Raw genomic sequence first — 21,691 nt, forward strand, 5'->3', positions numbered from 1 at the left:
TAAAAAGACAAAAAGCTGATTTATACTTCCTCATAAAGGGTTCATGAGGAAGTAAAAAGGTAAAAAGCTGATCTATACTTCCTCATAAAAGGTTCATGCGGAAGGAAAAAGTCAAAAAGCTGATCAATACTACCTCATAAAGGGTTCATGAATAAGAAATGGTCAATCTGCAATCAGCGTTAGTTTTATTAAATATTTTGTAATGTTAAAGATAAATACCCGAAAAAAGCTCTGTCTAAAAGCAACAGAGCTTTTATAATTACTTAGAGTTTTCTTTTTTAATTTGCAATGTAGCTAAACTAGCAAATTCATGAACTAGGGTTGCAGCTAATAGTGATGTGATTTGAGTTGGGTCATAGGATGGTAGTACTTCTACGATATCAAAGCCAATAAAATTGAAGCCAGTTAATGAGCGAATCATTTTTAATGTTTCCATACTATTGTATCCGCCTACTTCAAGAGTCCCAGTTCCTGGTGCACAAGATGGATCGACAAAATCAATATCAAAAGTTAGGAAACATGGTGTATCACCAATTACTTCTTTCATTTCTTTTAAAATAACTTCAAAACCACGTTCATACATTTCAGGAGTAGTAATAACATTGTAACCAAGTTCATGGCTAGCATCTATATCTCCTGGATGATTCAGCGTACCTCGAATACCCAGTTGGAATACCTTGTTTGGATTTAGAAGTCCTTCTTCGTGAGCGCGAATAAATGGTGAACCATGCCAGTATTTTTCATCGTAATATGTATCCCAAGTGTCTGTATGTGAATCAAAATGAATCATCGCAACTGGGCCATGTTTTTTAGCTGCTGCACGTAGGTTTGCTAATGTAATGGAATGGTCGCCACCTAAGGCAATAGGGATAATATTGCTTTCCATTAAATCAAACATTGCGTCTTCGATCAGTTTATAGCTTCGATGGATATTATGAGGAATAACCGATACATCTCCAATATCAATGGCATTACTATCGTCAAATGGATAAACCTTATGAATCGGATGATAGGGGAATAAAGTCATAGAAGCTTGTCGGATTGCTTGTGGAGCAAATCGTGCACCAACACGAAATGAAGCTGCAGTATCAAATGGCATGCCAACGATTGCTAATTGCGCATTTTCTTTTGCTGAAGGAAGTCTCATAAATGTTCCAGTTGTACAAAACTCAGGTTTTACATCAGGTGAAAGTGGATATTTCATAAAAATCATCTCCAATTTTGTTATTCCGGTTATTAACTACCGGTAGTTAGTTTAATATGATTATAGTTTGTTAAATCTGAATAGTCAAACTATTAATTTGGAAAAAGATGCTTATTTTTGAAACAAAAAAAGTGATTGGCTGTTTAGACAGCTTTTTTGAGCCATTAACAAATGCGCGCTTCATTATTTGAAATTAGTCATTTCCGTGGGATATGAGAAAGGTTTTTGTAAATAATATGATTGTTTAACAATAATCTTAGGAGGGATTTTATGCCACAGAATCAGCAAGGAAAAGGGAATATGGGATCTAATATGAAATCAGGAACTAATCCTCAAAAAGTAAAACAACAAATTCAAAGTGATGTTAGCCATGGACAAGGAGCAATGACTTCTCGTGAGGCAGGGGCAATGCGTGATTAAAAAACCATTTTTTAGTGGTTTTTTAGGCGATGTATTTCAAAATTGAATAAAGAAAACTAGTAAAAAAAATGCACCGACCATTTAGTGGTCGGTGCATTTTTTTACCTTCAATATGAAATAGTAATCGCATTATCTTTTAATGATTAAACTAATTACTGTATTCTGTTCATCATCGTTTTTTTGGAGGTTTCGTATCCAAAATATCGTTCGGATATGTGTTTGTGTAGATCATATCGTTAAATCGTTTGTTAAACCATTCTTGTGTGGGGTACATGTTGTGTCTCCTTCAGTAGAACGAAATTTATAAGTGCAGATTATATTAATTTTTATGAAAATTTAATTATGTATATTTATTATAAGCTTTATATAAATATTCAAATAGTGTAATTTTCTCCAATACATGTTGCAAATTTTCGCCTAATACTATTAAGGGGAAATCAACCACAACTAAAACTAATCGTGCAATAAGACTACCAAATGTCATTCAAGGTCCATTGACTTCCTTTACAGAAGATCTAAATTCATAGGTTCATGAGTAAGTAAAAATGAAAAAATATTCTTAAAATGAATGCCTTTTTACTTAGAAAAATGAAACTTAAAATGATTAAAAACAAGGGGAGAAAAGAAATTAATCTAAAAAAGGAAAGATACAAAGTAATCTAGAATAATTAATGTACAATGACAAATTATAGAGATGGAGTGAGGAAATTATATTCAAAAGTAGGTTTAGTATATGTTAAATAAATTGAAAATTCTGGATTTTACACGTCTTTTACCGGGTCCTTATGCAACTATGATCCTAGCGGATTTAGGTGCAGAAGTATTACGAATCGAATCTCCATATCATCCCGACTTATTACAAACTTCACCTCCATTCGATGGGGACCAATCTGCCGCACATCAAACGATTAATCGTTCTAAGAAATCTATTACCCTTGATTTAAAAAGAGAAGAAGCTATTGAGATTATCTATAAGCTAGTGAAGGAGTATGATATTGTCATTGAACAATTTCGACCCGGAGTGTTGGAAAAGCTTGGCTTAAGTTATGAGCAATTAAAGAAAATAAATTCGAAACTAATTTACTGTTCAATTACTGGTTATGGTCAATCAGGTCCGTATCGAAATCGAGCAGGGCATGATAATAACTATCTTGCATTAACTGGTGTTTTGAGTTACTCAACAAGAAAGAATGAACGTCCAGTTCCGATGGGAATCCAAGTTGCAGACCAAGTAGGTGGCTCACTACACGCGATTATTGGCATTTTATCGGCTGTTATTCATCGTGAGCAAACTGGCGAAGGACAATGGGTTGATATTAGCATGACAGATTGTACTTTTGCGTTACAATCTTTAATGGGATCTGGTTGGTTAACTCAAAAAATTAATCCAAAGCCTGAGGAACACCTTTTAAATGGTGGCGTGTTTTATGACTACTACGAAACAGCAGATGGGCGATTGTTTTCAGTTGGCAGTCTTGAACCTTCATTTCGAAAACAGCTATGTGTGGCATTAGAAATCATGCCATTTCTTCCTTATTCTTTTAGTGAGGAGAAGGATGAAATCGATTTATTTAAAAATGAGGTAAAGCGTGCATTTAGTAAGAAAACGTTTAATGAGTTAAAAGAAACTTTTAGTAAATTTGATGCCTGTGTTGAGCCAGTATTAACTTTTGAAGAAGCATGTGCGCATCCGCAAGTAAAAGAGAGGGGGCTATTAGTAAACGTCCAAAGGAATGACGGTACAAATCAATTGCAAATTGGTTCACCTTTTAAATCATCTGTGTTTAAACCTACTTATCAACATGTTGGAGTAAAACCTGGGACGAATACAAAAGAGGTTTTACTAAATTTAGGATATGATGATCAAACAATTAATCAATTCATTGAAAAAGGGGTTATTAGGTCTGCTAATTAAATCTAATTATAAAATACGGGGGGAAGCAAATGAGTTTTGGAAATGTATTATCGTTAAACGCACAAAGGCACCCAGATAAATTAGCTTTAGTCTATCAAGACCGTACATACACATATTTGGAATTCAATAAAGTGGTTAATCGTTTTGTATGGGGATTACAGAAACTTGGTTTAAAAAAAGGTGAAAAACTAGCTCTTATGATGGCAAACTCTGACTTGTTTGTGATTGGTTATTGCGCTGCTGTAAAAATAGGTGCTGTCGTCGTTCCAATTAACTTCCGCCTTGTTTCTCGAGAAGTTGAATATATTTTAGAGCAGTCGGATAGTGTGATGGTTGTTTGTGATTCAGAACTAGAGAAAGTCGTGTTAGATGCTTCAAAGTCCTCATCGAAGGTAAGAAATATCATTACTGCTCCTAATGCTTCATCGCCGAATTGTTTAAGCTTCTTTGATGTGTTGTCATCAATTGAAGAAGATCCCCAAGTAGAGATTTCCGGAGATGATGATTTTCATTTACTTTATACTTCTGGGACGACGGGTCAACCAAAAGGTGCGCTTTTCGATTATAAACGAATTGAAAAGCTCATAAATGGATTGAGTGCGGTAATGGGACAAAGCTGTCAGGATCGGCTTTTACATGTTGCTCCATTATTCCATTGTGCTCAGCTAGTAATCTTTCTATTACCAGGTTTATATTTAGGAATGACCAATATTATTCACCGAGATTTTAATCCGGTAAATGTTTTAAAGGATATAGAAAAATATAAAATTACTTTATTTTTTGGTGTTCCTACAATGTATAACTATTTACAGCAAGTTCCAAATGCTGACCAATTTGATCTTTCTTCTATAAAAAGATGTGCATACGGTGCAGCTCCTATGCCTCCTGAAATCTTAATGAAAAGTATGAAATTATTTAATACAAATCAATTTTTCAGTTTATGTGGATTAACAGAAGGGGGACCCACAGGGGTTTATCTGTCTCCAGAAGATCATGAGCACCATTTAGGAAAAACAGGGAAAACACCTTTACTCTATACAATTATTAAAGTAGTTAATAAGCAAGATGAAGAAGTTTTACCAGGTGAAGTTGGTGAATTAATCTTAAAAGGTGAAACAATCATGAAGGAATACTATAAAAAGCCAAAAGAAACTGCAGATACGATAAAAGATGGTTGGTTATATACAGGAGATTTAGCTGTAGTAGATGAGGAAGGATATATCACATTAGTTGATCGTAGTAAGGATATGTTAATTTCTGGTGGAGAAAATATTTATTCTGTTGAAATTGAAAATGTTTTATATGAGCATCCTTCTATTTTGGAAGCAGCAGTGATCGGTACGCCTGATGCTAAATGGGGAGAGGTTGTAACGGGAATTGTCGTATTAAAACCAGGGCATCTTCTATCTTTTGAGGAGATTGGATCTTTTTGCCGTGAAAGAATGGCGGGTTATAAGATTCCTAGAGTTGTTGAATTTATTGAGCAGCTTCCTCGAAATGCATCTGGGAAAGTTCAGAAGTTTATTTTAAGAGAAATGTATTGTAGTGCTAATTCAAAATAGAAAAAGAGCTCAAACTTTAGAAGTGAAAGTTTGAGCTTTTAAATTTGGTTCTTAATAAAGACCAGTTGTATAAAGTGATGTGATCGTTTTTGCAATTTCTTCAATCGTATAATGCTGTTCATTTCGAACGATTTCCCATAAATACATCTCATTTGTAAAAAACCACGCACGCGCGACTAGTTCATGATTTAGCTCTTTTTTTGCTAATCCTGTTTCTTGTGCATAAGAAACATCGAGTGATATGCGATCAATAAACTTTTCACGTATCGTTTTCCATTTGTCTGAGATGATGTCAGATACTCCAATAGCCTGTTCAAAAATTTGCATCATATTTCGCTCATCTTCTGCCATTTTTAGAAAAGAAGTAGCTTGTTTATAAATAATTGATTCAGCGGATTCTTTCGTTACAGGAAAAAAGGAAGTTTCGGCAATTTCATAAAACCTTTCCATTACATTTTCCATTAACACAATTAAAAGCTCTTCTTTACCTTTAAAGTGGACATAAGCTGTTCCATAGCCAATATCAGCTTTTTTTATCATTTGTGTGATAGTCGCCTTTTGAAATCCTTCTTCAAGAAATACTTCTTTAGCAGCTTCTAGTAGTTTTTGTCTTGTCATTAATGAACGTAATTGACGCTTAGATTCTACTTTGTCATTACTCATACTACGATCCTCCAACATATGTTACTTCTAGCATATAGGTAAATTTATAAAAATGGAAGAAATGACAGAAAAACTATGTACGATTAACATAAAACCAGCTCTTTATAAGTAAATTTTTTTATTATCAGAATATTTGACATGATGTCATTGACACAATGTCAGTTATTTTGATATGATTTTTTCACAATAGATTTAAATAGTAGATTGATAGAGGAGGAACATTATGAATACGAAAGTTACAGAAACAACATTAGAATACGCCAAAAAAATGGACAGTCTTGATTCACTTAGACAGTATAGAGATGAGTTTTACTTAAATCCTGAATCAATTTATATGGATGGTAATTCATTAGGTCTACTTTCTAAAAGAGCAGAACGTACTTTACTAGAATCATTGGAAGATTGGAAGAACTACGGAATAGATGGTTGGACAAATGGAAATCATCCATGGTTTTTCATGGCTGAAAAATTAGGAGAAAAATTAGCTCCTTTAGTTGGTGCTTCACCTGAGGAAGTAATTGTAACCGGTTCCACGACAGTTAATTTACATCAATTAGTAGCTACTTTTTTCCTACCGAATGGGAATAGAAAAAAGATATTAGCTGATGAACTTACATTCCCATCAGATATTTATGCCCTTCAAAGTCAACTACGTATTCACGGATTAGATCCTGAGCTAGATCTAATTTGCGTAAAAAGTAAAGATGGACGTTATTTAGATGAGGACGACATTATTAATGCAATGACGGAAGAAATTGCTTTGATTATTTTACCGACAATTTTATACCGTAGTGGTCAAATTTTAGATATGAAGCGTTTAACTGAAGAAGCTCATAAACGAGGAATTTTAATCGGTTTTGATGGTTGCCATTCAGTTGGATCAATTCCACATTCTTTTAGTGAGTGGGATGTTGATTTTGCTTATTGGTGTAATTATAAGCACTTAAATGGTGGACCAGGTAGTGTAGGTGGATTATTTGTTAATCGCAAACATTTTGGTGCAATGCCAGGACTTGCAGGTTGGTTTAGTTCTAGAAAAGATAAGCAATTTGATATGGAGCACACACTAACTCCTGCTGAAACTGCTGGAGCTTTTCAAATCGGTACACCACATGTATTAAGCTGTGCACCATTAATTGGGTCTTTGGAGATTTTTACCGAAGCTGGAATTGATGCGATTCGAGAAAAATCACTTCGAATAAATCAATTTTTAATGGATTGTATTGAACAAGAATTAGCAGACATGGGATTTTTCATTGGATCTCCTAGAGAGGATGCACGACGAGGAGGACATGTAAGTCTAGAGCATGAAGAAGCAGCACGTATTTGTAAGTCTTTGAAAGAAAACGGTATTATTCCTGACTTTAGGGCACCAAATATTATTCGTCTGGCACCAGTGGCACTTTACACTTCTTACGATGAAGTTTGGGTAGTTGTCCAAACACTTAAGAAAATAATGACTGAAAAGCAATATGAAAAATTTAAAAATGAACGTGAAGTTGTGGCGTAAGTTTAGTTGGCTATCTAAGGGGACAAGATCATGAAGAAATCCACCACTAATTATAAAAGTGAAAACGAGCAAGAAAAAGGCTTAAAAAGAGAGTTGAAAACTAGTCAACTAACGATGATTGCAATGGGTTGTGCGATTGGAACGGGGTTATTCCTAGGAAGCGGATTAGCAATTAAAACTGCTGGTCCAAGCGTATTACTCAGTTATGCAGTTGGTGCATTTATCGTTTTACTGCTAATGGGGTGTTTAGCTGAGATGACGGTGGCACATCCTACTAGTGGTTCGTTTGGAACAATTGCCGAAAAATATATTCATCCTATGGCGGGATATCTAGTTCGTTATTCATATTGGGTAGCACAAGTTCTAGCTGTTGGAGTAGAGGTAAGTGCAATTGCAGTCTATATGAAATATTGGTTTCCAACTGTACCTGGAATCGTTTGGATCACCTTTTTTGCAGCTGTATTAATCTATATAAATGCTACTAGTGTTAATACATTTGCAACATTTGAGTATTGGTTTTCAATGATTAAAGTAAGTGCAATTGTTGGGTTTATCCTACTTGGCTCATATGTCTTGTTTGGCTCATCTCACCACGCAAATATTGGTGTAGAGAACTTAACAAATGATGGAGGATTTATGCCATTTGGCTGGTGGGGCATGTGGGTAGCCGTCTTTATATCATTATTTAGTTTTCTAGGAACAGAAATGATAGCGGTTACAGCAGGAGAAGCAAAAGAGCCTGATATTGCTGTTCCAAAAGCTCTTAAAGCAACAGTTTTTCGTTTATCAATTTTTTATGTATTAACAATTGCAATCATGCTCATCATCGTACCGTGGAAATCAGCAGGGGTTGATGAAAGTCCTTTCGTAAAGGTAATGGAAATATTAAATATACCTTTTGCATCAGGCCTTATGAATTTTATTATTTTAACGGCAGCCTTGTCAGCGATGAATAGCCAATTATATGCTTCAACTCGTATGGTTTATTCACTCTCAAAAACTAATCATGCGCCAAAAATTTTAGGAAAAGTAGGAAAAAAAGGTGTTCCGGTAAATGCTCTTGCAGTTTCAACCATTGGTATTGTAGTTGCCGGAATCGTAAATGCAGTACTACCAGATTCCTCATATGCATTTATGATGGGAATCTCAATGTTTGGTGCGATGTTTACTTGGATGACAATCTTTATTTCACATCTGTTTTTTAGAAGGAAATGGGAACAGTCAGGCGGGCGAAAATTACCAGTAAAAATGATTGGTTTCCCTTACTTCACAATACTAGGAGCAATTTTATTGTTAGGATTAACAATTACTTCATGGTTTACTGGTTTTAAAATTATGCTTCAATTCGGAATACCGTGGTTAATTGTATTATCTGTGGCATACTTATTTATAAATAAAAATAAGAATCAGAAAATTGATGCGGTTTATAAACAGAAAGTAGATAAATTTTAATGTCCATTTGGTAAATAAGGGTGTCTCTCATTTTTGAGACACTCCTTTTCTATTTAAAGATTATTTAGTGAAAAGAGAGGAGAAAATAGTTAAGTGCAGAATTTTGTTCATAAGATTCTTTTATGTTAGTTTTTTAATAAAGGTATTTTCTATTTAGTAAACGAAAATAATCCGATATTAATATTCTCGAATGGAGTTGAATGATTATTAATAGTAAAGTAGAACTTGAAAATTTATCAATTGCTTATATGGATCAAGGAAAAGGGAAGCCAATCGTTTTAATTCATGGCTTTATGGGAAGTCATGAATATTGGGAAAAAGTAGTTCCAAAGCTATCTGAGGATTATCGTGTGATCGCAATTGATTTACCTGGACATGGAGACTCTTCAGCTATAAAAGAAGAGCATTCAATTGAAGATTATGCAGATATGATGAAAGATTTACTAGATCAATTAAACATTAAGCAAGTAACATTGTTTGGCCACTCGTTAGGAGGCTATATTACACTTGCATTCGCGGAAAGATATTCTAATTACTTAAATGGATTTTCATTAATCCACTCTACTGCATATCCGGATAGTGAAGAAGCAAAAAAAGGTAGAGTAGCAACTAGTGATAAAGTGAAAAATGAAGGAGTGAAAAACGTAGTCGATGGGTTAATTCCTAAACTTTTCTCTCCAAAAAATATCCAAACTAATAGTGCAGAAATAGATCAAGCAAAGCAAATTGGGTATAAAACTTCAGTAGATGGCACGGTTAATGCTTTAATTAGCATGAAAAATAGACCCGACCGAAATTATGTACTTAACGATACAAACTTACCTGTACTTTTACTGGCAGGTAAAGACGATCAGATTATACCGCCTGAAAAGACTTTTTCAGTTGAAAAAGAAAATATTAAAACTGCTACTTTAAACAGTGCAGGACATATGAGCATGTATGAGTCACCTGAAGAGTTAATTAATGAAATGAAGGGTTTTTTAAGTTCGTTTTAATGACAGTAAATTAGATATAGAGAATACAAAAGATTTAAAAAGGCTTTGATTCAAGAAAAAGATCTTGATGAAAAAGTCTTTTTTTGTTCAATCAAATTTTAATAAACGTGGTAAATTAAGGTGAAGTACTGTTAAGATTAATTATATAAAGTACATAATGAAATAGTAAATAAAACATAATCCGCGCGAGTATTTGGAGGTGTATTGATGTATCGTATTGGACTGGTCGGCCCAGAGTGGTCTTTAGAACGAATTTTAAGTTTTTCTAAAGAATATGAAAAGGAATTTGAATTTTTCCCATTTGCATATGATGAGCCTGTGGAAACAAAAGAGATTGTAAAGAAACATGAACGAGATGTTGATGTCTGGCTTTTTTCAGGGCAATTACCATATAATATTGCAAAAAATATTCTACAATCTAGTGAAAAATTATTGTATATTCCTCATACAGAATCTACAGTTTATAAAAGTCTGCTAAATATTATGTATCTTACTGATAAATTAATTACGCAATTCAGCGTTGATATGCCCAGTTATTCTAATCTATTAGAGGATGCTTTAGTGCAGTTGAATAAGCCATTTGATAATATTTATCTAAAAAAGTTTGATGAAGAAGATATTAATTTAGAGGAAATATTACAATATCACCTTGAATTATGGGACGCAAATAAAACTGAAGGTGTTTTGACTAATTTTCCATCTATTTTTCTGGAATTAAAAAAACGTGAAGTTCCAGTCGAATGGATATCAACTAGTCGAGTTGAAATTCAGCAAACATTAAAGCTATTAACGGAGAAAGTAAAAGGCCTTTATTTTAAAGATTCTCAAATAGGAGTAGAGTTGGTTGAAATAGAAAATTTCGAGGGTATTATAAAGAAAGCTAAATCGCCTTATCATTTACAGCATATCGAACTACGTATTAAGGATGTACTCCTAACACTTTGTGAACAATTAAATGGTTCTTTAATTGAAAAGGGATATGGGAAATATTTAATTTATAGTTCTAGAGGTGCAATTGAACGAGAGATTAATATGTTAGAGAATACGATGGAGCAGTTATCGCTAGAAGCAGATTCTAAGGTTTCTGTTGGTATTGGATATGGTGAGACTGTTTTTTCTGCAGAGAAAAATGCGATTGAATCAATTCAACAGTCAAAAGAGACGAATAATCGTAAAATAATAATTGTCCAAGAGAATGGCGAAATTATCGAATCGGTTGGAAGTAAAGAAGAAATCACATATGCCTATAGAACAGATGACCAAGAACTGTTGCAAAAGCTAAAATTAGGAAATATTAGCGTAAAGACATTTCATAAAATTGAAAACCTTATTAAGAGAATGGATTGGAATGATTTTACAACAAAGAATTTAGCTGAGCAGCTTAATATGACAGAACGAAATGCTAGACGTATTGTAGCAGATTTATGTGAAGTAGAATTATTAGAATGCATTGGTGAGGAATCTTTGTCGTATCGTGGGAGACCTAGTAAAATATATCGTTTCAAATAAACATTTCAAATTGAAGTGTTTATTTTTTTGTGAATTAAATATTATAAATATTTTGAATTTTTAATAAAAAAGTATTGTAGAAACCGCTTTCAAGTAATAAAATCAACATATAAGGAAAATGACCGTAAATATTCCTTAAATATATTTTGATGATTCGTGGAGGTGCGTCAATGAAGTATGATATTTTATCTGAATTAAACTTAGATGCATTAGTTTGTTCGATTAACAATGAAGTAATTGGATGGAGAAGGTATTTACATGAAAATCCGGAATTGTCCTTCCAAGAAGACAATACTGCTCAATTTGTGTATGACAAACTACAAACATTTGGAGGCTTAGAAATCTCTAGACCAACTAAGACTAGTATTGTTGCTAGATTAATAGGAAATCATCCAGGAAAAGTCCTTGCAATTCGAGCAGATATGGATGCACTTCCAATTCAGGAAGAAACTAAAATTGAATTTAGTTCTAAAAAGGATGGCATAATGCATGCATGTGGTCACGATGGGCACACTGCAATGCTTTTAGGAGCAGCGAAACTTCTTTGTAGTTTTAAAAATCAAATTGAAGGTGAGATCCGATTTATTTTCCAACATGCAGAAGAATTGCCTCCTGGTGGCGCAATTGAGATGGTGAATGCAGGAGTGCTTGATGGAGTTGATCTGATTATCGGAGCACATTTAACGAGTAATTTGGAAACCGGAAAAATTGGTTTAAATTATGGACCTATTATGGCTGGTGCAGATATGTTTAAAATTACGATCATTGGTGAAGGTGGTCACGCTTCTCAGCCGAATCAAACAATTGATCCAATTCTAATCGGTACTCAAGTTGTAACGAACTTACAGCATATAGTCTCAAGAAAAATTGATCCAATCGATACTGCCGTCATATCAGTTACACAATTTAATGGAGGTACAGCAGTAAACGTCATTCCAAATTATGTTACAATCGGTGGTTCAGTTCGGAGCTTTAAACCTGAAGTTCGAAATAATATACCTAAGTTGATAGAACAAATTGTAAAAGGTATTACCGATGCTCATGGTGCAAAATATGAGTTTGAATACCATTACGGATACTCACCAGTCATTAATGACGATGAAACAACTAATTTAATTGATAAAACTGTTTGTGAGATATTTGGAGAAGAAAATCGTGTATTCATTAATCCAATAATGGGAAGTGAAGATTTTTCAGCATTTCTTAATGAAGTTCCGGGAGCTTATTTTTTTGTTGGTTCAAGAAATGAGACAGAGGGAATAGTGTATCCACACCACCATCCGAAATTTAATATTGATGAGAGGGCTTTAAAGGATGGAGTAAAGATCTTTGTTAAAGGAGCTTTTACCATATTAAATAACTAAAATTAAGGAGAGTAGAGTATGAAAAAAATCTATTTATTTGGTTTTTTACCGATTATTGGTTTTGTAATAGGTGCTTTGTTTTCAAATAAAGTTACTCCTTATGTACTTGGAATGCCTTTTTTCCATTTCTCAATTGTACTGTGGTCTTTTCTTACTACTGCGATTTTAGGTTTAATCTATTTATTTGATCCTGCTAATAAAGAGGAGGAAATAAAATGAACACTGGCACACTATTTATTTTCTTATTTTTCGTAGTTTCAATCGTGATTGGTATATGGTCAAAAAAAGGTAAAGAAATGGACTTAGAACAATGGTCTGTCGGTGGCCGTGGAATGGGTACACTCTTCATCTTTTTATTATCAGCTGGAGAAATGTATACCACTTTTACTTTTTTAGGTGCAAGTGGTTCGGCATATGGTGAAGGGGGTTCGATTTTTAGTATTGTTTCTTATGGCTGTATCGCTTCCATCATATCTTATTGGGCTTTTCCTGAAATTTGGAAATATTCAAAAAAATATAAACTAATTTCACAGTCAGATTTTATGGCGAAGAAATATGAAAGTCCGATTCTAGGAGTACTTGTTGCTATAGTTGGAATTGTCGCTTTATTTTGCTACTTAGTACTCCAATTTAAAGGTTTAGGCTATATTGTCGAAATTACTTCTTATGGTGTTATTTCTTCAAAAATGGCTATTTTATTTGGAGCAATCGGTGTTACTTTATTCGTTATGCTATCTGGAATTCATGGTTCTGCTTGGACTTCTGTTTTAAAGGATATTTTAATTCTTGCCATTATTTTATTTTTAGGTATCTATTTCCCTATTCATTTTTATGGCGGTATTAAGCCGATGTATCAAGCTATTGAACAAGCAAAGCCAAACTTTACGATTCTACCAGAACATGGTATGAATTTAACATGGTATATTTCTACTATTATATTAAGTGGAATTGGGATGTATATGTGGCCACACTCATTCCCACCTATTTTTGCAGCGAAAAATGCAAAGGTTCTAAGAAAAAACGCAATCATAATGCCACTGTATCAATTAATATTATTATTTGCTTTTTTCGTAGGCTTTGCTGCAATCTTACAAATTAAAGGTTTACAAGGTAGTGAAAGTGACAAAATTTTACTACTTCTTTCAAAGAAGACCTTTGATCCATGGTTTGTAGGACTAATAGGGGGCACAGGAGTATTAGCAGCTTTAGTACCAGCTTCACTGATTCTTATGGTAATATCTACATTATTTGTTAAAAATATTTATCAAGTACTTGTACCTACTAGATCAGAAAGTCAGATTGCAAAACTAATAAAATTCGTAGTGCCGTTTATTACTCTAATTGGGGTGTATTTTACATTTAAAGGTGGAAATTCTTTATTTAGTATTGCAATAGTTGCTTATAATTTTATCACACAGCTTGCTCCACCATTTTTCTTAAGCTTAATGAAGAAAAAGTTTGTAACGAAATACGGTGCTATTTCTGGAATCATAATTGGTGGGGGGATCGTTTCAATATTTGATTTAGGTGAAAAAACATTCGCTCAAACTTTTCCCCATCTACCTCAATTAATAAAGGACTTAAACGTAGGGAGTATTGCACTAGTTATTAATGCGCTTGTTATGATTAGCGTTAGTCTTATTTCTAAAAATAGTATGTCATCTAATAAGAGAATTGATATAGTAGTTGAACAATAAATAACCTAGAAAACGCCGGAACTAAAATAATCCGACGTTTTTTACTATACTTATTGAATGTTTAAGCCTCTCAAAATATGGTGTTAAATATTTCTTTTGAACAAAACACATATCCTTTGCGTCAACGATTCCATCAATGTGGAACTCGGATGCACGCTTGTTAGTGACTCAATATGTTTTAGCATTCTTATACATCGATTTGATTATCGTTATATACATCGCCGCCTATAATTGGTGCATATAGATTTTTTGCTTGTACACGTCTTGTAAGTTCAGAAAATCATCAATTTCTTTTTCAAAAAGTGCTTATACACTAAAGAATATAATGGGAATATTGTTGTATTTTATTGATAAATTTAAAGTAAACTGTAATAGATAGAAACTAATTCGAACATCTTGAAGATAAAACCGGTAATTACGGTAATAAATGTAAGAAATTATTTACTTCCTAATTTATTTAGTAGATTAGCCGTCTCTAAACATGTACATATTCATAGATTAACAATGGATAAGTATTATTTGGGAGGTATCTTTCTTGGACGCTTTTTTTAGTGAGTTAGTAAAAAAAGTAATTGCAAATTACCCTTTAGAAGTAAAACATAAATCTTTAGAATACATTGATGATAAAAAAGCTGAATGGCCCTTTGATACTAATATCGGTGAAGTATTATTGAAGAAAGTTCTAATTGATGAAAGATATATTGAATTCATGATTTATGCAATTGACTATCTTAGAGATAATGGCGTATTTACATCAGAGGTATTAACAACCAAATTAGGTGACGGTTTTGTAAGAATAAAAGATGATTATTTTATGTTATTTGAAGCTGTTAATGGGAGGAGACCAAATTTTGATAGTGAAGAAGATCTTATTCTGTTGATGAATGGGATTGCTTCTTTTCATAAAGCTTCAATAGGCATAGAATTAACAACTGAGCAAGTTTCATCCATTCAATCAAATTGGAAAAATGATTTACAAACTAAATTTTTAAAATTAACAAAATGGAAAGAAGAACGAGCTAAGTTAAAGCATCAAAATGAAATCGATAAGCTGTATTTAAAAAATATAAATACGGTTTTAATGCAATGTGAAAAAGCTTTAGCAATAATCGATAAATATATTGCCGAAGTGATAGAAGAGACATCGAAAACGAAAACATTATGCAATCAGAATTTTGATGTAAATGATCTTATAATTGGAGAAGACGGGAATTTATATTTCTTAAATATGAGTTCGTTAAAAATGGAATTGCCAATTCATGATATGAGAAGAATTTTAAATATTATAATGAAAAAAGAAAAAAATTGGAATCCTAAGTTAATGAAGAAAATAATCATCGCATATCATGAGATCAATCCGTTAGCATGTTTGCAGTACCAGTTTCTTAAAGCTGATTTATTATTCCCTCATTTATTTTATGACTTATTTTCAGCACATTACGAAAATAAGGAAGTAATAGGTATTGATCCTAATCTAGTTTCAAAAATGAAAAAAATAATTACTTTGGAATTAAGTAAAGAAAGAGTAATTTCAACCGTCTTCTTACAAACAAATGAAGCACCTTATGGACGATAACCAAAAAAATAAAACTAGATCCCTTTAATTTATGGAATCAAGCTTTATTTTTTATACATTAAGAAATTATAAATTGGCAGGGGAGTAGAAAAATCAACGTAGTTGCCAATTTTAGGAATTAAGTAAGGGCAACTACGCCTCTGTCTTCGCCTTAAGGCTCGCCAATCGGCGAGTTTTCTTTATTTATTTTTTTTCCTTCCGATCATACCATAGTCTCTGATTGTAATATTAACATCGTAGTTTATTTTAGCTTTACTAAATAGATCATCCCAATTTTTACTCATTTTTTTCCACTTTTTTGGGTATTGAATTCTTACTTCGTTTCCAAATCCGGCAATATCTGTTTTATATTCATTTTGAAGCTTGTTTGTTACATTTTCTACCATTTTTGTAACTTCCTCTTCAGTTGCTTTTTCAATGTTTTTAAGGTTTTTTTCTTCAAATAAAGGCCTTAATTTAGGATTCCAATATTCTGCAACTCTACCTTCAGACTCAATTTTTACATCAAAAGAAATTTTGTCACCTTTTATATGCGGTGTAACTTTACTTTTCAATGATTCAATTTGAAACCAAGTTGGTCCATTTGATTTTTTCGTGTATGCCTTTACTGAACCACCTTTTCCTTGAGCAGTGATCCAATTAATTCCTTCTACTTCCTGAGTATTAAGTGTACCAATCATTTTATTTTTCTTACCGTTAAAAATTGCTCCACCAGAAAATTTCGGTCCATTATCAGTCGGTTCTAATAATTGGAGGAGGAAGCTAGAACCAGAGTTCATTAATCCACCTATTTTAATTAAAGGTGTTTTGCTGACAATTAACGAAGTTAAAGATTCATTAGCAATTTCAACAATTCGTAATGAAGGGATGATATTTTTTTCTTTTGTTTCTAATGCTTGGTTGGCTTTGCCTTTTGCTATAAAAATTAACGTACTACCACGAATATCAATATCGCGAAAATATAAATCAGTAAGCTCACGTAATTTAACTTCTCTAGCGAGTTCCTCACTAATGACAACGCATTTTTGGTGCGCACCAAAAATATAACCTTCCCTACTTAAAGTTGTTTCCCACCCAGAAGGTTCTAACGAAATGCCTTCCCCGATTACATTTATATATGGTTTTTCGGGATTAACGCCACCTGATTTTGTAGTCATTGCCTCAGGGACTGCATATTGTAGTGTGGATTTTATTTTTCCGTCAGCATCCTTATCTAAACTAGAACCTAATATAATATTTAAGTCCTCGATGGGTTTACTACTCCAGCATCCCGATAATAAAAATAGAAGACTAAAATTTAAAATTGTAATGATAAAAATTCTACATTTTCTCATTTAATTTTTTCCTCACAATAGAAATCAATAGTAGGAGAAGAGGGACAATACCAAATAAATAAAATACACTATTTCCGATTGTATCAGCCATTTTTAAAGTTTGATTTATATCTTTCGGAATCATTGCAATAATGTAAATAAGTGGTAATGTACCAAAAAGAAATGGATTCAAACTTTTTTTATTAAAAATTTGTGCCATTCCAAGAGAACAAATATAATATGCAATGATAAATGTAGCAAAAATTTGCATTATCCAAATAACTAGAAGTAATGAGTCAAATCTTTCTACAATAAGACCTTGTATATCATAGCTGCGAATATAAGTAAGTACGGGCCAAGTTTGCAATAAAACACCGTCTACTGAGAAAGCACCGACTACAGCAACAACCGTAATCGTATAAAACACATATGGAATACCTATTCCAAACAGTATTGTTTTTGATATTTTCGTTTTATCTTTCATGAACACAAAAATAAATAAAATAACTTCAAAACCTGAAAAAGAAAGGGAAGTTGTTTTGAGTCCATTCAGTACAGGTTTAATTCCATTTCCTAGTACAGGACGAAGATTATCAATTTCAATAATTCCTATTCCTAAAAAAATAACTAATAGAAAGAATAACACTGTGATTGGAAAAATAATTTCTAATATTCTAGCCATGGGATTAATTCCACCAAGTACTAAATATAAACCAATCCACAAGAACGGAATTAGAATAGCCCAAGTAGGAGTACCTTGTAGTAAGAATAACCTGGTCGTTTCTGCCATCACTCGAACTTCTAAGGCTGAAAGGCATATATAATAAATGATTATAATGATACTTAATGAAATTCCTAACCATTTTCCAATAATTTTTTGAATAAATTGAAAATATGTTTCGTTCGGATATTGTTTACACAGCATAACGAGTAAAAAGGCTAAGAGGGTTATAATTAAACCGGATATGATAACGGAAATCCAACCATCTGGCGTTTTTACTTTGTCAGTAACACTTCTTGGTAAGATTAAAACGCCTGCACCAAAAATAAAATTTACGATTAACATGACGGTTTGATTCGTTGATATTTGATCAATAGGCTTTGAAACCATAATCTAGTACTCCTCCTTTCTATTGCTATTTCATCCTTCTAGTTCTTTTAGCTTGAATGCTTTTTGGACGATTTTTCATCATAAATAGTGGAGCTCTTACGACGAAATCCTTCCAATCACTAAATCGAATAGGAGCTGCAGGACTTAAGTAAGGAACACCAAAGCTTTTGAGTTTAACTAAATGACTACATACTAATAAGAAAAATAAAATGACTCCATATAAACCAAATACACTTGCAAAAAGCATTGATAAAAAACGAAGCATCCGTAGGGCAATTCCTACATTGTATTGTGGTAACGTAAATGAGGAAATTGCCGTTACTGCAACGACAATAACCATGATTGTACTTACAATACCCGCTTCTACTGCGGCCTGACCAATAATTAATCCACCAACAATACCTAACGATTGCCCAATTGGTTTAGGTAAACGAAGTCCGGCTTCCCTTAATACTTCGATCGAGATTTCCATTATAAGTGCTTCAATTAACGGAGGAAATGGTACACCACCTCTAGTTGCTGCAATATGAAATACTAGCTTTGTCGGAATTAAGCCTTGATGAAACGAAATAAATGCAATGTATAAAGATGGAGCAAATAAAGCAATAAAACATGCAAGATATCGTAATAATCGTACTAAAGTAGCTGCCAACCATCTTTCGTAATAGTCCTCAGGAGATTGTATTAACATCTGAAAAGTTACAGGAGCAATAAGTGCAAATGGTGAACCATCCAATATAATCGCTACCCGACCTTCCATTAAAGCACTCATAACTCGATCAGGACGTTCAGTACTTTGAATCTGAGGAAAAGGACTTAAATAATCATCTTCTATTAATTGTTCAATATAACCAGAGTCGGGAACGCTATCAATTTCAATTCTTTTTATTCGTTTTTTTACTTCTTCAATAATTTGTGAATCCGCAATAGTTGAGATGTATGCTATCACTAATTGTTTTTTTGAAACTTCCCCAATTTCATATCCGATCATTGTTAAATCTGGATTTTTTCCGGAACGTCTTAACATAGCAGTGTTATCAGCTAAATTTTCAACAAAGCCAAGTCTTGGTCCACGAACAAGTGCCTCAGAATCAGGTTCTTTTACATCTCTAGTTTTTGTTAATGCTTCTCCAATCAAAAAACATTCAGAAATACCATCGACTAACAAAGCAATCGAGCCGAATAGAACATCTGATTTTAATTTTTTATATGTAGTGATTTCTTCAATTGTACAAACAGTAAGTGATTTTTCTTTAATACATTTTTTAATGTCTTCTAGATTTAAAGATTGTCCATTATTTTTTTGATTGGTGGCTATTTCAGTTAGTCCCGTCATTAATTCGCCCAGAATATGCTTTTGAATTAAGTCTGCATTAGATAAGCCGTCAATAAAAATGATTGCTAGTTGAATATCTGTTTCACCTAATAGAAATTCTCTAAATTTAACATCAGAATTATGTCCAATTTCTTTAAAAATCCAATCCAAATTTACTTGTAGATCACTGGATAAGATTTCATTACTATTTTGAGATTCATTATTTAGAGATGCCATATCTTCTGAGTTGTTATTGGATCTCCAACGCTTCATTTAAATCACTCTTTCTCCATAAAATGAACCCATTTGAAAAATTTTGATAAACCTACAGGAACGATAAAGGTAACAAAAGCTTGGATGAAAACAGGATACTCAGGTATAAATGAAATAATCTTTTTAAACATTTAATCATCCTCAGTAAATAATTTATTAAATATAAAGGTATTATTTCCCATTGTAGTAAAAGAATGCACCAAACGTAGGAAATATAATATGCATATTGCAATAAAAACACTAGAAAATGAATCCGTATTTAAATCATTAATTAATTTTAATTAAATTATTGAATATTTCCTATTTTAAAAAAATGACAAAATAGTATAATAAACCTAATAGAATATGTGCGATAATACCTAGTTGTCCATTATTCATCTAGACAAAAGGTTGGAAACGATGAATTAAAATAAATTATTACCGAGTATGGAGTGGAAAGCTTATGAATCAGATACTTCTATATGATTTTCTTACATTTATGAATGACAAAAATTGGAACAAAGCTGATTTAGCTAAATATTCTGGAATCCATATAAGTGATATAAGTAGAGTATTTAATAATAAAAAGCCACTTTCATTGCATTATTTAGATGCAATTACAGAAGCGTTCGGTTTGGCAGAAGGATATTTTTACTCGAGCTATACACAATTATGTTTTAATCAGAATCGATATTTAGATAAACGAAGAAGTGTAGCGTTTATTTATAAATGTGCAATAAATGGATTTAAAAAAGAGTTAAACTTTATCATTTCTGAAATGTTAGAGGAAAAATCTAAGACAATTCGAACGAAAAATTTACAAAATTTATTTGAGATTGCTGAAAAGTTATTTGCTGAAGGGAAAGAAAAAGAGGCTTTGCCTTTATATGAAATTATTATTCATCACATGCCAGATCAAACAGCTGAGGAAGTCGCTATTAGTTATTTTAGAAAGTACTATTTAAATAGATTAACAGAGGAAGGACCAGCTACTCTTGTCCATGTATTAGAATATGTGAGCTATATGCCAGATGATTTTCAGGAACTAACAATTTTATATGTTACAGCTACTTACTATATGTTAAAACAATGGGACAAAGTCCTTCATTATGCGAAGCGATTAGAAAAAATGGCGAAGAATGAAAAGCTATTTGGTTATGGGTTAGTATACCAAGGTTTCGCTTTAAATCGGTTAAGTAATTCAATCGATGAAGTGCTTGAAATAATAAGGAAATATAGTAAGATTAATGATTTTTTTGCAGAGGCTGCAATCGGTAATCGATATGTTACATTCCTTGATTTTGGTGAATTACATTATGTTGATGAATACTACGATTGGATTAAAGATCGAGATGATTTATATGTAGGCATACCGAGAATTATTGAATCCTATGTAAAATTAGGTAGATTAGAAGATGCTTTAGCTTTAATCAATCAGCATGAAAAAGTAATTAATGAAATGGCATATAGTACAAACTTGTATAAACAACAATTGTATTTGGATTTCTGCTATGCACAATCACTTTTAAAATGCGAAAATAAGCAATATATTGAAGGGCTAAATGATTTGATAAAGGTAGCTAGAAAAGTTAAAAATGTAGGTATAATTGAAAAATTTAAACAATGCTTATTATCAATTTGGCATTATAGAGATCATTTAACAGAGCAATTAAATGAGGATTATATTCAAATGTTAAGTGAGGATCGAAATCAAGCAATTTATACGTAGCGAGCCCTTAAATTGGGCTTCTTTTGTGAATAAACAGCAATAGCTGAAATTTATTTCTACATTAGACAAATAAACCACAAGGAAGTTTAAAATCCTTGTGGCTA

The 21,691-nt window shown here is 32.6% G+C and carries 18 protein-coding genes; 12 read left to right on the plus strand and 6 right to left on the minus strand.

All coding sequences use genetic code 11. The features are described 5' to 3' along the window. Window positions 1–259 precede the first annotated feature (259 nt). Complete coding sequence (gene speB, locus COI44_RS18440) at window positions 260–1,204, minus strand: agmatinase (protein ID WP_098429242.1); 945 nt, start codon at window positions 1,202–1,204, stop codon at window positions 260–262. Window positions 1,205–1,474: 270 nt separating this feature from the next. Here speB and COI44_RS24275 point away from each other — a divergent pair, with 270 nt between their 5' ends. The 3 genes from COI44_RS24275 (at window position 1,475) to COI44_RS18450 (ending at window position 5,101) form a co-directional block, all read left to right on the plus strand. Beyond that, a complete protein-coding gene (locus tag COI44_RS24275) occupies window positions 1,475–1,624 on the plus strand; it encodes a hypothetical protein (protein WP_179887178.1) in 150 nt (49 codons plus the stop codon). A gap of 733 nt (window positions 1,625–2,357) precedes the next feature. Beyond that, window positions 2,358–3,539: a CaiB/BaiF CoA transferase family protein gene (locus tag COI44_RS18445; RefSeq protein WP_098429243.1), complete on the plus strand. Its 1,182-nt coding sequence runs from the start codon at window positions 2,358–2,360 to the stop codon at window positions 3,537–3,539. A gap of 29 nt (window positions 3,540–3,568) precedes the next feature. Further along, window positions 3,569–5,101 (plus strand): long-chain-fatty-acid--CoA ligase, encoded by a 1,533-nt coding sequence (locus tag COI44_RS18450; RefSeq protein ID WP_098429244.1) that lies wholly within the window; start codon window positions 3,569–3,571, stop codon window positions 5,099–5,101. Between the two features lie 51 nt (window positions 5,102–5,152). On the opposite strand, the gene COI44_RS18455 is transcribed toward COI44_RS18450, so the two are convergent. Beyond that, window positions 5,153–5,764 carry a TetR/AcrR family transcriptional regulator gene (locus tag COI44_RS18455; RefSeq protein WP_098429245.1) on the minus strand — a complete coding sequence of 204 codons (612 nt, stop codon included), beginning with the start codon at window positions 5,762–5,764 and terminating at the stop codon, window positions 5,153–5,155. Window positions 5,765–5,987: 223 nt separating this feature from the next. On the opposite strand from COI44_RS18455, the gene kynU reads away from it, so the two are divergent. The 8 genes from kynU (at window position 5,988) to COI44_RS18495 (ending at window position 15,867) form a co-directional block, all read left to right on the plus strand. Then, the gene (gene kynU, locus COI44_RS18460) at window positions 5,988–7,274 is read left to right on the plus strand and encodes a kynureninase (protein ID WP_098429246.1); all 1,287 of its coding nucleotides are present in this window, start codon (window positions 5,988–5,990) and stop codon (window positions 7,272–7,274) included. Between the two features lie 30 nt (window positions 7,275–7,304). Continuing rightward, entirely contained in the window at window positions 7,305–8,726 is a 1,422-nt protein-coding gene (locus tag COI44_RS18465) for an amino acid permease (protein ID WP_098429247.1), read from the plus strand. A 200-nt stretch (window positions 8,727–8,926) separates the two neighbouring features. After that, window positions 8,927–9,721 (plus strand): alpha/beta fold hydrolase, encoded by a 795-nt coding sequence (locus COI44_RS18470; protein WP_179887179.1) that lies wholly within the window; start codon window positions 8,927–8,929, stop codon window positions 9,719–9,721. 207 nt (window positions 9,722–9,928) lie between these two features. Beyond that, window positions 9,929–11,230, plus strand: a complete 1,302-nt coding sequence (locus COI44_RS18475) for a hypothetical protein (RefSeq protein ID WP_098429248.1) — start codon at window positions 9,929–9,931, stop codon at window positions 11,228–11,230. A 170-nt stretch (window positions 11,231–11,400) separates the two neighbouring features. Continuing rightward, complete coding sequence (locus tag COI44_RS18480; RefSeq protein ID WP_098429249.1) at window positions 11,401–12,594, plus strand: M20 family metallopeptidase; 1,194 nt, start codon at window positions 11,401–11,403, stop codon at window positions 12,592–12,594. A gap of 18 nt (window positions 12,595–12,612) precedes the next feature. Next, window positions 12,613–12,813, plus strand: coding sequence for a DUF3311 domain-containing protein (locus tag COI44_RS18485; protein WP_097975880.1), 201 nt, complete (start codon window positions 12,613–12,615; stop codon window positions 12,811–12,813). Continuing rightward, window positions 12,810–14,291 carry a sodium:solute symporter family protein gene (locus COI44_RS18490; protein ID WP_098429250.1) on the plus strand — a complete coding sequence of 494 codons (1,482 nt, stop codon included), beginning with the start codon at window positions 12,810–12,812 and terminating at the stop codon, window positions 14,289–14,291. The genes COI44_RS18485 and COI44_RS18490 overlap by 4 nt, the downstream gene beginning before the upstream one ends. Window positions 14,292–14,826: 535 nt before the next feature. Next, the gene (locus COI44_RS18495) at window positions 14,827–15,867 is read left to right on the plus strand and encodes a CotS family spore coat protein (RefSeq protein ID WP_179887180.1); all 1,041 of its coding nucleotides are present in this window, start codon (window positions 14,827–14,829) and stop codon (window positions 15,865–15,867) included. Between the two features lie 179 nt (window positions 15,868–16,046). Here the strand turns inward: COI44_RS18495 and COI44_RS18500 are convergent, their stop codons facing one another. The 4 genes from COI44_RS18500 to COI44_RS24690 are packed head-to-tail and all read right to left on the minus strand — an operon-like array spanning window position 16,047 to window position 20,010. Beyond that, window positions 16,047–17,201: a Ger(x)C family spore germination protein gene (locus tag COI44_RS18500; protein WP_098429252.1), complete on the minus strand. Its 1,155-nt coding sequence runs from the start codon at window positions 17,199–17,201 to the stop codon at window positions 16,047–16,049. After that, window positions 17,188–18,291, minus strand: a complete 1,104-nt coding sequence (locus COI44_RS18505; RefSeq protein WP_098429253.1) for a GerAB/ArcD/ProY family transporter — start codon at window positions 18,289–18,291, stop codon at window positions 17,188–17,190. Before COI44_RS18505 ends, COI44_RS18500 begins: the two co-directional genes overlap by 14 nt. Window positions 18,292–18,316: 25 nt before the next feature. After that, window positions 18,317–19,879, minus strand: a complete 1,563-nt coding sequence (locus COI44_RS18510; protein ID WP_098429254.1) for a spore germination protein — start codon at window positions 19,877–19,879, stop codon at window positions 18,317–18,319. Between the two features lie 5 nt (window positions 19,880–19,884). Further along, complete coding sequence (locus COI44_RS24690) at window positions 19,885–20,010, minus strand: hypothetical protein (RefSeq protein WP_098429255.1); 126 nt, start codon at window positions 20,008–20,010, stop codon at window positions 19,885–19,887. 311 nt (window positions 20,011–20,321) lie between these two features. Between COI44_RS24690 and COI44_RS18520 the strand changes: the two genes are divergently transcribed. Next, a complete protein-coding gene (locus tag COI44_RS18520) occupies window positions 20,322–21,587 on the plus strand; it encodes a helix-turn-helix domain-containing protein (protein WP_098429256.1) in 1,266 nt (421 codons plus the stop codon). The last annotated feature ends 104 nt before the right edge of the window (window positions 21,588–21,691 follow it).

Origin of the sequence: Bacillus sp. AFS088145 (genome assembly GCF_002564465.1) — a bacterium.
Lineage (GTDB): Bacteria > Bacillota > Bacilli > Bacillales > Bacillaceae_G > Gottfriedia.

Bases quoted from the DNA above. Each gene is read 5' to 3' on its own strand.
- speB (WP_098429242.1), bottom strand. From the start codon at position 1,204: ATGAAATATCCACTTTCACCTGATGTAAAACCTGAGTTTTGTACAACT.
- COI44_RS24275 (WP_179887178.1), top strand. From the start codon at position 1,475: ATGCCACAGAATCAGCAAGGAAAAGGGAATATGGGATCTAATATGAAA.
- COI44_RS18445 (WP_098429243.1), top strand. From the start codon at position 2,358: ATGTTAAATAAATTGAAAATTCTGGATTTTACACGTCTTTTACCGGGT.
- COI44_RS18450 (WP_098429244.1), top strand. From the start codon at position 3,569: ATGAGTTTTGGAAATGTATTATCGTTAAACGCACAAAGGCACCCAGAT.
- COI44_RS18455 (WP_098429245.1), bottom strand. From the start codon at position 5,764: ATGAGTAATGACAAAGTAGAATCTAAGCGTCAATTACGTTCATTAATG.
- kynU (WP_098429246.1), top strand. From the start codon at position 5,988: ATGAATACGAAAGTTACAGAAACAACATTAGAATACGCCAAAAAAATG.
- COI44_RS18465 (WP_098429247.1), top strand. From the start codon at position 7,305: ATGAAGAAATCCACCACTAATTATAAAAGTGAAAACGAGCAAGAAAAA.
- COI44_RS18470 (WP_179887179.1), top strand. From the start codon at position 8,927: ATGATTATTAATAGTAAAGTAGAACTTGAAAATTTATCAATTGCTTAT.
- COI44_RS18475 (WP_098429248.1), top strand. From the start codon at position 9,929: ATGTATCGTATTGGACTGGTCGGCCCAGAGTGGTCTTTAGAACGAATT.
- COI44_RS18480 (WP_098429249.1), top strand. From the start codon at position 11,401: ATGAAGTATGATATTTTATCTGAATTAAACTTAGATGCATTAGTTTGT.
- COI44_RS18485 (WP_097975880.1), top strand. From the start codon at position 12,613: ATGAAAAAAATCTATTTATTTGGTTTTTTACCGATTATTGGTTTTGTA.
- COI44_RS18490 (WP_098429250.1), top strand. From the start codon at position 12,810: ATGAACACTGGCACACTATTTATTTTCTTATTTTTCGTAGTTTCAATC.
- COI44_RS18500 (WP_098429252.1), bottom strand. From the start codon at position 17,201: ATGAGAAAATGTAGAATTTTTATCATTACAATTTTAAATTTTAGTCTT.
- COI44_RS18505 (WP_098429253.1), bottom strand. From the start codon at position 18,291: ATGGTTTCAAAGCCTATTGATCAAATATCAACGAATCAAACCGTCATG.
- COI44_RS18510 (WP_098429254.1), bottom strand. From the start codon at position 19,879: ATGAAGCGTTGGAGATCCAATAACAACTCAGAAGATATGGCATCTCTA.
- COI44_RS24690 (WP_098429255.1), bottom strand. From the start codon at position 20,010: ATGTTTAAAAAGATTATTTCATTTATACCTGAGTATCCTGTTTTCATC.
- COI44_RS18520 (WP_098429256.1), top strand. From the start codon at position 20,322: ATGAATCAGATACTTCTATATGATTTTCTTACATTTATGAATGACAAA.